Origin of the sequence: Cupriavidus pauculus (genome assembly GCF_003854935.1) — a bacterium.
GTDB lineage: Bacteria > Pseudomonadota > Gammaproteobacteria > Burkholderiales > Burkholderiaceae > Cupriavidus > Cupriavidus pauculus_C.
In genome coordinates this window covers 43,143-53,688 of the sequence record NZ_CP033970.1, presented here as the reverse complement: position 1 = coordinate 53,688, position 10,546 = coordinate 43,143, and the positions used below count along the sequence as shown (strand labels likewise).

At 72.8% G+C, this 10,546-nt stretch carries 6 protein-coding genes; 1 reads left to right on the top strand and 5 read right to left on the bottom strand.

The features are described from left to right. Positions 1 to 20: 20 nt before the first annotated feature. The 5 genes from EHF44_RS18495 to EHF44_RS18475 all read right to left on the bottom strand — a co-directional run bounded on the left by EHF44_RS18495 (position 21) and on the right by EHF44_RS18475 (position 9,871). Positions 21 to 3,083 (bottom strand): amino acid adenylation domain-containing protein, encoded by a 3,063-nt coding sequence (locus EHF44_RS18495; protein ID WP_124685205.1) that lies wholly within the window; start codon positions 3,081 to 3,083, stop codon positions 21 to 23. A gap of 3 nt (positions 3,084 to 3,086) precedes the next feature. Continuing rightward, a complete protein-coding gene (locus EHF44_RS18490) occupies positions 3,087 to 7,616 on the bottom strand; it encodes a condensation domain-containing protein (RefSeq protein WP_124685204.1) in 4,530 nt (1,509 codons plus the stop codon). 65 nt (positions 7,617 to 7,681) lie between these two features. Further along, positions 7,682 to 8,413 carry a thioesterase II family protein gene (locus EHF44_RS18485; protein ID WP_124685203.1) on the bottom strand — a complete coding sequence of 244 codons (732 nt, stop codon included), beginning with the start codon at positions 8,411 to 8,413 and terminating at the stop codon, positions 7,682 to 7,684. 2 nt (positions 8,414 to 8,415) lie between these two features. Further along, positions 8,416 to 8,637 (bottom strand): MbtH family protein, encoded by a 222-nt coding sequence (locus tag EHF44_RS18480; protein ID WP_124685202.1) that lies wholly within the window; start codon positions 8,635 to 8,637, stop codon positions 8,416 to 8,418. Between the two features lie 160 nt (positions 8,638 to 8,797). Further along, positions 8,798 to 9,871 carry an NAD(P)-dependent alcohol dehydrogenase gene (locus EHF44_RS18475; RefSeq protein ID WP_124685201.1) on the bottom strand — a complete coding sequence of 358 codons (1,074 nt, stop codon included), beginning with the start codon at positions 9,869 to 9,871 and terminating at the stop codon, positions 8,798 to 8,800. A gap of 244 nt (positions 9,872 to 10,115) precedes the next feature. Between EHF44_RS18475 and EHF44_RS18470 the strand changes: the two genes are divergently transcribed. Then, complete coding sequence (locus EHF44_RS18470; protein ID WP_124685200.1) at positions 10,116 to 10,523, top strand: cupin domain-containing protein; 408 nt, start codon at positions 10,116 to 10,118, stop codon at positions 10,521 to 10,523. Positions 10,524 to 10,546: the final 23 nt, after the last annotated feature.

The window sequence follows — 10,546 nt, the reverse complement described above, 5'->3', positions numbered from 1 at the left end:
TCGGGTCCTGATGGATGGCGTCAAGCAGTGGCGCTGGCGCGCAGCGCGGCGCGGGCTTCGGGCGACATGGCGGCTAGCTGGCGTTGCAGCCCGGCCAGCGTTTCCAGCGCGGTGGGGTCGGGGCTGGCGGCCTGCAGCGCGCTGGCCAGCGCGGCGGCGCTTGGCGCGTCGAACACCACGGCCGGCGCGATGTCGAGCTTCAGCAGCTTGCGCACGCGCGCCACGAGCTTGATGACCAGCAGCGAATGGCCGCCGGCTTCGAACAGGTCGTCGGTCACGCCAAGCTGACCGGAGCCCAGCAGGTCGCGCATCTGGTCCAGCAGCAGCGCTTCGAGCGCCGTTGCGGGCTCGCGCGCCGGTTCACCGGCTGCGGGCTGGGCCGCCACGGCGCCCTGGGCGAGCGCGCGGCGGTCCACCTTGCCGTTCGGCAGGCGCGGCAGCGCGTCGATGACGGACCATTGCGTCGGGATCATCGCGTCGGGCAGGCGCTCGGCCAGTGCCTGCTTCAGCGCGCCGCGCTGGGCGGCCGTGACCGGCTGCGCCGGGTCGGCCGGCACCAGCCACGCGGCCAGTTGCGTGGTGCCGTCCGCGGCGGCCAGCGGCAGCACCACGGCGTGGCGCACGCCCGGCAGCGCGGCCAGTACCTGCTCGATCTCGCCGCATTCGATGCGGAAGCCGCGCACCTTCACCTGGCTGTCGGCGCGGCCGACCAGTTCGATGCCGCCGTGCGGCAGGTAGCGCGCGAGGTCGCCACTGCGGTACAGGCGCTGGCCGGGATGCTCGGGATCGGACACGAAGGCGTCGGCGTGCGCGCCGCCGAGGTAGCCCGCGCAAAGCTGCGCGCCGCCAAGGTATAGCTCGCCGGTTTCGCCGGCCGTCGCCAGATGGCCCGCGGCGGTGCGGATTTCCGCCACGCCGTTGGCGAGCACGCGCGTCAGCGGCAGCGGCTGGCTGGACAGGTCGGCCACGGGGCCGGCGTCGTGGATCAGGATGCCCACCGTGGTTTCGGTCGGGCCGTAGTGGTTGCAGAGCCGCGCGCCGGGGGCCTGCGCGCGCAGGCGGGCCAGGAACGCAGGCGAGGCGGCCTCGCCGCCGATGACGATCACGGCGTCCGTCGGCAGCGGCAGGGGGTCGCCCGATGCGTCGAGCAGCGCATCGAGGTGCGACGGGACGATCTTCAGGCAGTCCACCCGCTCGCGCGCCAGGAAGGCGCCGAAGCTGGCCGCGTGCTGCATGTCGGCATCGTTTGCCACGCACAGGCAGGCGCCATGCCAGAGCGCGCCGAACAGCGTGGTATTGCCAAGGTCGGCCGCGACGGTCGATGTCAGCGCAAAGCGCCGGCAGGCATCGAGGCGCAGCGCGTGGCCCACGGCGGCGACGTAGTTCAGCAACTGGCCGTGCGTGATCGGCACGCCCTTGGGCGTGCCCGTGGAGCCCGACGTGTAGAGCACGTAGGCCGTGGCAGCAAGGTCAGGCAGCGGCAGCGCGGCGGGCGCGTCGGGTGCGGCCATCAGCGCGGCCATGTCGGCCGGTTCGATCAGGCACGTGGCGCCGGCATCGGCGGCAATCTGCGCGCGGCGCTGCGCGGGCCAGGCCGGATCGAGCGGCAGGTAGGCGGCGCCAGCGCGCATGACCGCCAGCAGCGCGATCACCAGTTCGCCCGAGCGCGGCAGCGCCAGCGCGGCTGGCTGGCCCGGACGCAGGCCCAGCGCCGGCAGCTGTGCGGCGATGGCGTCCACGCGCGCGGCCAGTTCGGCATAGGTCCACGTGCGGCCATCCGCCGACAGCGCGGCGGCCTGCGGACGTTCGGCGGCCCAGTGCGCCAGCCGTTGCGGCAGCGATGCGGTGCCGAAGTCCTGCGCCGGCGCGTGCAGCGCGGTGGCGCGGGCGTGGTCGGCGGCGGTGGCCAGCGGCAGCGCACCGACGGCGGTGTCGGGCTGCGCGCGCAGCGTGTGCAGCAGCGTGCGGTACTGGTCGAGCAGGCACGCCACGTCTTCAGCGCGGAAGCTGGCGTCATGGTGCAGCACCAACGTTTGCGGCTGGCCGCTGCCGTCCGTCTGGATTTCCAGCGCCAGCGTGGTGCCGGGCAGCAGCAGCGCGGGGCAGCCGATGTGCCAGCCGGCCACATGGGCCGGATCGGCGGCCGTCACGGCAAACACGTAGCGCGACGCGGCGGCGGTGGCGATGTCGGCCGGCGCGTGTTCGCGCCAGTCCATGTGCTGCTGGAGCTGCCCGCCGAACGCGGCGAGCCAGTCGGCAAAGGGCCGCGCCGGATCGGGCGCCACCGTGACCGGCAGCACCGACGTATAGCGGCCCACGGCGCCCGCCAGCGCCTCGAAGTCGTCGCGGCAGTCGTTGACCCAGCCGGCGCAGAACGGCGCGGCGGGATCGAGCCGGGCCAGCAGCAGCCACCATGCGGCCTGCAGCACGTGCGCGGGCGGCACGTGGAACGTGGCGGCCCAGCCGGCGATGGTGGCGGCCTCTTCGGCGCCGAGCGCGACGGAGATCGGTTGCAGCACGGTGGCGTCGCCGGGTTGCTGGCGCCACGGCAGGCGCGGCGCGTCGAGCGAAGCCAGACGGTCGCGTACCGCGTGCCAGTAGTCGCGGCCGGCGTCGATGTTTTCCTGCGCCAGTCCGGCGGTCCAGTCCAGATAGTCGGCGTACGACAGCGGCGGCGCGTCGGCCGGGGCGGCGTCGTTGGCATAGGCCAGCGCCAGTTCGCGCATCAGCGTGCGCAGGCTCGGGCCGTCGATGGCCAGCGCGTGGGCGGTCAGCGTCAGCGCGGTACGGGCGGGTGCGGGCGTGCGGACGTGGTAGCCCAGCGCGGGCAGGTCATTGCCGGCGCCAAAGTGCTGGCGCAGCCCGCGCAGGCCGTCGACGCGCCCGAAGGCCAGGCAGGTGGCCGGATGCCGCGCGGCCACGCCGGCCAGTGCGCGTTCCAGCCGGGCGATGTCGAGCGGGCCGTCGACCGTGGCGGTCAGCGTCACGGGCGTGCCGGCGTGCGCTTCCAGCGCGCGTTGCTCGCGGCCCAGCGGCTGGGCGTGGGCATCCAGCGTGGCGTACGGTTGGACGATGGCGTTCATGGCTCAGCCCTCCAGCGCGGCGGCGTCCTGACGGGCGGGCGCGGCGGCCAGCGGCGGCAGGTCGCGGCGTTCGAACATGTCGCCCATCGCCACCACGATCTTGCGCGGGCCCTCGAACGGATCGCGCGCGTGGGCGGCCAGCATGTTGTCGAGCATGGCCACGTCGCCCTGGCGCCAGTCGAAGCGCACGGCGCACGCCTCGTACAGCGCACCGAGCAGCGCCATCACGTCGTCGCCAATCGGGCTGCCGTCGCCGAACGTCACCTGGCGCGGCATGCGGTCGGCGCCGACGATCTCCAGCAGGTCGCGGCGCACTTCGGGGTCCAGGCAGGCCGTGTGGTGCAACTGCACCTGGTTGAAGAAGCTGCGCTCGCCGGTGACCGGGTGGGCGATCACGGCCGGGCAGCGCTCGCGCGTCTGGAGCGTGTCGGCATCTAGCCACGCGAAATCGGTGCCCGATGCACGCAGGCGGGCTTCCACCTCGGCGCGGTCGTCGGTCTTGAAGAAGTCGCGCCAGCTCACGTCGAGCTTGTCGTTGAACGTGCGTACGTAGCGCAGGCCCCTGGCCTCGAACTGGGCGGCCAGGTCGGCAGGCAGGCGGCGGTACATCTCGCGGCAGTCAACGATGGGCGTGGCGCCGCCCACCGGCGACGGCAGCTCGCAGAAGAACCACTGCTTGCGCGGCCAGCGCGACAGGTGCGCGCTTTCGTTGTGATAGAGGATCATCTCGCGCTCCGGGTACGGCGTGGAGCGGTAGGTGTTGCGGCCGCCTTCCTTCTTCGGCAGATCGCCGTAGGCGCCGTACAGGCCCGGCTCGATCGATTCGGCGAACGCCTCGAATTCCTGCGGCGTGCGCAGCCCGAAGCCGCGCAGCAGGATGCCGCCGTGGCGGCACAGCGTGGCCTCGATCTCGTCGCGATGGGCCAGCGCCCAGGCCACCGGGTCCAGGTCCGGCGAGGCCGGTTCGATCACGATCGGGAAGGTTTGCCCCGGCGACAGGAACGACGTGCGCACGGGCGCGCCGGCCGGTGCCGCGGCCGGCGGTTTGCTGGCGGGCTTGCCGAGCCTGGCGAGTTTGTCGAGTTTGTCGAGCTTGCTGGGACTGGACACTTGGGCGGTGGGCATGGCGGGCGTCTCGGAAACAGGGGCGCGAACGGCGTCGCGAACGGGATCGCACAGGCCGGCCGGCACGTCGAAGCCGGACAGCGCGCGTGCGGGGTTGGCCACGGCCTGCGCCAGCACGGCGCCGTAGGCGTCGGCCAGGCGCTGCACGGTGGCGCGCGGGAACAGGGCGGTGGCGTAGACCCATTCGGCACGCAGGCCGTCGGCGTGCGGGTCCAGGAACACCGCCAGGTCGAACTTGGCGGCATGCACGGGCGTGGGCAGGCGGCGGGCCTGCAGGCCATCGAACGCACGGGCGGCGGCCGGCGTGTTGTGCAGCACGAACAGCACCTGCACCAGCGGATGCCATGCGCGCTCGCGCGGCACGCCGGCGGCTTCGACGATGCGGTCGAACGGCAGCGACTGGTGGTCGAAGGCGGCCAGCGTCTGCGCGCGGATCTGCGCCAGCAGGTCGCCGAACGGCATGTCCGGGCGCGGCTGCGCGCGCAGCGGCAGCACGTTGACGAAGAAACCGATCAGCCCTTCCAGCTCGCGGCGTGTGCGGCCGGCCACGTCGATGCCGACGAGCTGGTCGCGGGCATCGCCCAGGCGATGCAGCAGCAGGTGGAACGCCGCCAGCAGCACCATGTAGCGCGTGGCGCCGTGGCGGTGCGCCAGCGCGTCGACCTGGGCCAGCAGCGCGGCGGGCAGCTCGGCGTGGCAGGCGGCGCCATCGGACGCGGCGACAGGCGGGCGGCGATGCGGCGTGGGCAGCGTGGGCAGCCGTGGCGCGCCGTCGAGCGCGGTGCGCCAGTAGTCGGCGTCGGCCTGGCTGCGCGGGTGGCGCGCTTCGGCCTGCTGGTGGGCGGCGTAGTCGACGTACTGGATCGGCAGCGGCGCCAGCGTGGCGGGCTGGCCGGCGCGGGCGGCGTTATAGGCGGTGGCGAGCGTATCGAGCAGGACGCTGATGGACCAGCCGTCGCCGACGATATGGTGCAGCGTGACCAGCAGCGCGTGGTCGTCGTCCGCCAGCCGCACCAGCCGGGCGCGCAGCAGCGGCGGCTGGGCCAGGTCGAACGGCTCGCGGGCCTGGCCCTCGGCCAGTTCCTGCAGCGCCGCGTCGCGCCGGGCGGGGCTCAGGCCAGAGATGTCGCTGACGGGCAGGTCGATGGCCAGCGCGGGCACGATGTGCGCGTAGGGATCGCCATGGGCATCGGCGGGATAGCCGGTGCGCAGGATTTCATGGTGCGCGACGAGTGCGTTGAGGCTGGCGTGCAGCGCGGCGGTGTCGAGCGATCCGGTCAGGCGCAGGCCGCCGGCCATGTTGTACGTCCAGCGCTGGGCCGGGTTGGCGATGCGGTCGGTCAGCCAGAGCCGGTGCTGGGCCGGCGCGAGCGGCAGCGGGCCGCTGCGCGGGGCCGGGGCGATGGCGGCGACTTGGGGGTCGTCGCCAGCCGGCATATCGGCGCGATGGCTGTCGAGCGCGGCGGCGCAGGCGGCCAGCGTCGGATGATCGAACAGCAGTCGCAGCGCGATGCCGGCGCCGTACTGCGCGCGCAGCCGGGCCACCAGTTGCGCGGCGGTCAGCGAGCTGCCACCGCTGGCGAAGAAGTGCGCGTGGCGGCTGGCGGGCGCGGTGCCGAGCAGTTCCTGCCACAGCGCGGCCAGCGCGATCTCGGTGTCGCCGCGCGGGGCTTCCGCGGGGTCAACGGGGCCGCCGATGCCGCCGCGCGTGAAGCGGCCATGGGCCCAGATGGCGCAGGCGTCAAGGCTGTCGTCGATCCAGCCCTGGCGGCAGGCGCTGCGCTGCAGCTTGCCGCTGGTGGTCTTGGGCAGGCCGCCCGGGTTCAGCAGCAGCGCGACGGCCAGCGGTTCGCCGCAGGCATCGCCCACGGCCAGCGCCAGCGCCTGCACCAGCGCATCGTGGCCCAGCCGCTTCTGGTCCGGGCGCGAGATTTCGGCGGCGACGCCGATGGCCTCGCCGTCGGGCGTCTGCACGGCGAAGGCGGCCACGCGGCCGCGCCGGGCGGCGGGTACGTGGGCTTCCACCGCGCGCTCGATGTCCTGCGGATAGAGGTTCTGGCCGCGCACGATGATCAGGTCCTTGCGGCGGCCGGCGATGTAGAGCTGGCCGTCGCGCAGCAGGCCCAGGTCGCCGGTACGCAGCCATCCTTCGGCGCCGAACGTGGCGGCCGTGGCGTCGGCGTTGCGCCAGTAGCCGTGCGTGACGCTGGGCCCGCTGACTTCGATCTCGCCGACGCAGTGGTCAGGCAGCGCCGTGCCGTCGGGGCTGGCGATGCGCACGGCATGGCCGGCGCGCGGAAAGCCGCAGGCCACCAGTTCGAGCCCCGTATCCACCGCTTCGGCTCGGCCTTGCGCCAGCGCGCCGGCATCGAACGTGGTGCAGGCCATGCCGCCGCCGCGCGGGCCGCCGGTGACGAACAGCGTGGCTTCGGCCAGGCCGTAGCACGGGTAGAGTGCCGGCGCGCGGAAGCCGGCCGGCGCGAAGCGGTCGACGAAGGCGCGCAGCGTGTCGGCGCGCACCGGCTCGGCGCCCGAGTAGGCGACCGCCCAGCTCGACAGGTCTAGCCCGTCGAGCTGGCTGTCGCGCACGCGCTCGACGCAGAGCCGGTACGCAAAGTCCGGCCCGCCCGAGACCGTGGCGCGGTGGCGGCTGATGGCCTGCAGCCAGCGCACGGGGCGTTCCAGGAAGCGTTGCGGCGACATCATGACCACCGGCACGCCGACGAACATCGGCTGCAGCAGGCCGCCGATCAGCCCCATGTCGTGGTAGAGCGGCAGCCACGTGGCGATCACGTCGTGCGGGCCGATGCCCATGCCGTCCGCGATGGCCGCCTCGTTCGCCATGACGTTGCCGTGGCTGACCATCACGCCCTTGGGCGCGGCCGTGGAGCCGGACGTGTATTGCAGGAAGGCCAGCGTCCGGGGCTCGGCGCGGTAGGGCTGCCAGCCGGACGGGGCCGGCGCGTGCGCGGCGTCGGCGTGGACGATGCGCGCGGCCGGCGCGATGTCGGCCAGTGCATCGGCATGGGCGGCGGCCTGCGCGGCGGTGGCGATCAGCACGGACGGCTCGGCGTCAGTGGCCATCGCGCGCAGCCGCGCCACCTGGGCCGACCGCACGGCGCCGGGCTCGAACGCCGGCACGGCAATCAGGCCCGCGTAGAGGCAGGCGAAGAACGCGGTCACGTAGTCGATGCCGCTGTCCATCAGCAGCAGCGCGCGGTCGCCGGGGGCGGCCTGCGCGGCCAGGTGGGCGCCCAGCGCGCGCACGCGGACGTGCAGCGCGGCGTAGTCGTAGCGGGTCTCGTCTTCGGCGTCGATGACGATCAGCGCCGTGTCATCGGGGCGCTGGGCGGCCAGACGGTCGAGGTGGGCCACCAGCGTGGCCGGGACGTTCGGATCGGACGGCATGGAGTCTGCTTTCCAGGGAAGACGGTTGGCGATGGGCGGGCGCGGCGCGGCAGGGTCGGCGGGGCTCAGGCGGGCGCGAGCGACGGCAAGGCGGCGGGCTGGTCCAGGTGGGCAAGCAGCCGTTGCACCACGGCGGCCGGGTTGTCGTGCAGAAAGAAATGCCCGCCGGCGAACCAGTCGAGCGTGTGGCCGGCGGCGGTTTCGATGGCCCAGGCGTGCAGGTCGGCCGGTGCGATCGGATCGTCGCTGCCGGCGAACACGTGCAGCGGCATGGGCAGCGGCGCGGCGTCGGCGCGGCGAAAGCGCTCGCAGACGCGGTAGTCGGCATCGAGCACGTCGAGCGTCAGGCGCAGCAGCTCGGGCTCGGCAAACACGGCCTCGGGCGTGCCGCCGAGCTTGCGCAGATCGGCCATCAGCGCGGCATCGCCACGCAATGCGGACAGGCGCTGCGGGTCGCGCCGGCTCGGGGCGGCGCAGCCGGACACCAGCAGCCGGTGCGGCAGCGGCTGGCCCCGCTCATGGAGCAGATGGCAGACGCGCCAGGCCAGCAGCGCGCCCATGCTGTGGCCGAAGATCGCGAACGGCGTGGGGGCGGTGCGAAGGCGGCTCAACTGGTCGGCCAGGTCGGCGGCCAGCGGCTCGAAGTCGCGCAGCAGCGGGGCGTCGAGCCGCGCGCCACGGCCCGGCGGCTCCAGCGGCACCAGCGCGATATCGGCCGGCAGCAGGCGCCGCCAGCGCAGGTAGCCCGTGGCGCTGGCCCCGGCGTGGGGCAGGCAGAACAGTTGCAGGGCGGCCATGGTCAGGCATCCGCCCGCGTTGGCTCCTCCATGAACCGGCGCAGGCTGAGCGGACGCATGTCCGTCCAGGTGCGCTCGATGTGGTCCAGGCACGCCTGCTTGTTGCCGCTGAAGCCCGCCGCGCGCCAGCCACCGGGCACGGGCTTGTAGTCGGGCCAGATCGAGTACTGCTCTTCGTGATTGACGAGAACCAGGAACGTGGCGTCGTCGCGGTCGAAACTCATGAAAGGCTCCCTTTCGGTACGGAGTGGCGGGGCCGCGCGCTGGTGGCGGCATCACCCTGTTGGACGAAAGGGGCCGTGGATTATTTAGTGGAAGGGGGCGGCGGGGGCGGCAAGCCGTTGATTTGGCAATGGTTTGGGGGCGCCAGGCGCCCCCGGCGGGTCAGGGCGTGATGGCCACCTTGAGCACGCCGTCGCGCTGGTGGGCGAACAGGTCGTAGGCGGCCTCGATGTCGTCAAGCTTGTAGTGGTGGGTGACCAGCGGCGCCAGGTCCACGCGCGCGGTCTCGATCACGTTCATCAGCCGGCGCATGCGCTCCTTGCCGCCCGGGCACAGCGACGTGACGATGCGGTGGTCGCCCAGCCCGGCCGCGAACGGGCCCAGCGGGATGTGCAGGTCCGTGGAGTACACGCCCAGGCTGGACAGCGTGCCGCCGGGCTTGAGCACCCGCAGCGCCGCCTCGAACGTGGCCTGGGTGCCCAGCGCCTCGATCGAGGCGTCGACGCCCCGGCCGTCGGTCAGCCGCAGGATCTCGTCGACCACGTCCACCTGGCGGAAGTTGACCGTGGCGTCGGCACCCATCAGCCGGGCAATCGCCAGCCGTTCCTCGATGCCGTCGACGACGATGATCTTCGACGCGCCGCGCAGCCGGGCCCCGGCCGTGGCGCAGAGCCCGATCGGCCCCTGCGCGAAGACCGCGACGATATCGCCAATCTTGATGTTGGCCTGCTCGGCGCCCGCGAAGCCCGTGGACATGATGTCCGGGCACATCAGCACCTGTTCGTCGGTCAGTGCGTCGGGGATGGGGGCGAGGTTGGCCTGGGCGTCGGGCACCAGCACGTACTCGGCCTGGGTGCCGTCGATGGTGTTGCCGAAGCGCCAGCCGCCCATCGGCTTGTAGCCGTGGCCGTGCGCCTGGCCGTCCTGCGACGCGCAGCCGTCCTGGCACGCATAGGAATGAAAGCTCGGGCAGATGGCCCCGGCGATGACGCGCTGGCCTTCGCGGTAGCCGGTGACGTTGCTGCCCAGTTTCTCGATGATGCCGACCGGCTCGTGGCCGATGGTCAGGCCCGGCTGGACCGGGTACTCGCCTTTGAGGATGTGGACGTCGGTGCCGCAGATCGTGGTGGTGGTAATGCGGATCAGGGCGTCACCGGGGCCGACGGCGGGGATGGGTTTTTCCTGCAGGATGATCTTGCCGGGACCCTGGAAGACTGCGGCGCGCATGGTGGTCATGGGTGGACTCCTTGGAGACTTCGGCGAAACGCACGGGCACGGCCCGTACCGAGCCAGTCTAGTGCGTGCCACGGCGCGGACCTTGATGTGGATCGGGAAAGCCCGACCGGCCGGTATTGCACCGGGGTGCATCGGTACCAACCCCTAGTTGACGGCAGATTTCATGAGCATAAAATCTGTTTCACAACCATGAAAACAGGCGCCGGCCAGCCGGCACGGCGCCGATGTTGGAGACAGCCTACCCATGACAGCATCGTCCGCCGCCAAGGCGGCCCCCACCTATTTCGTCCGCACCGAGGACGTGGCCGGGTATCACCCCGCCAACCACGTCGGCACGCTGAACCGCCGCATCATCGGGCGCGAGAACGTCGGCGCCACCCAGCTCGAAGTGATCCACGGCACCATCGAACGCGGCAAGGGCGCGCTGCCGCATGCCCATCCGGGCATCGAGCAGGTCTGCTACGTGCTGGAAGGCCGCGCGCGGGCCGAGGTCGACGGCCAGTCCCGCGAACTGGGGCCCGGCGACTGCTGCTTCTTTCCGGCCGATGCGATGCACGTGTTCACCGTGATCAGCGACGAGCCCGTCAAGCTGCTGGTCATCTACGCCCCGCCGTACGAGGAATCGCCGGACCGCGTGATCCGCCCGGCCTGAGCGACGCCCGATCGAACCGGCAG

Bases quoted from the DNA above. Each gene is read 5' to 3' on its own strand.
- EHF44_RS18495 (WP_124685205.1), bottom strand. From the start codon at position 3,083: ATGAACGCCATCGTCCAACCGTACGCCACGCTGGATGCCCACGCCCAG.
- EHF44_RS18490 (WP_124685204.1), bottom strand. From the start codon at position 7,616: ATGCCGTCCGATCCGAACGTCCCGGCCACGCTGGTGGCCCACCTCGAC.
- EHF44_RS18485 (WP_124685203.1), bottom strand. From the start codon at position 8,413: ATGGCCGCCCTGCAACTGTTCTGCCTGCCCCACGCCGGGGCCAGCGCC.
- EHF44_RS18480 (WP_124685202.1), bottom strand. From the start codon at position 8,637: ATGAGTTTCGACCGCGACGACGCCACGTTCCTGGTTCTCGTCAATCAC.
- EHF44_RS18475 (WP_124685201.1), bottom strand. From the start codon at position 9,871: ATGACCACCATGCGCGCCGCAGTCTTCCAGGGTCCCGGCAAGATCATC.
- EHF44_RS18470 (WP_124685200.1), top strand. From the start codon at position 10,116: ATGACAGCATCGTCCGCCGCCAAGGCGGCCCCCACCTATTTCGTCCGC.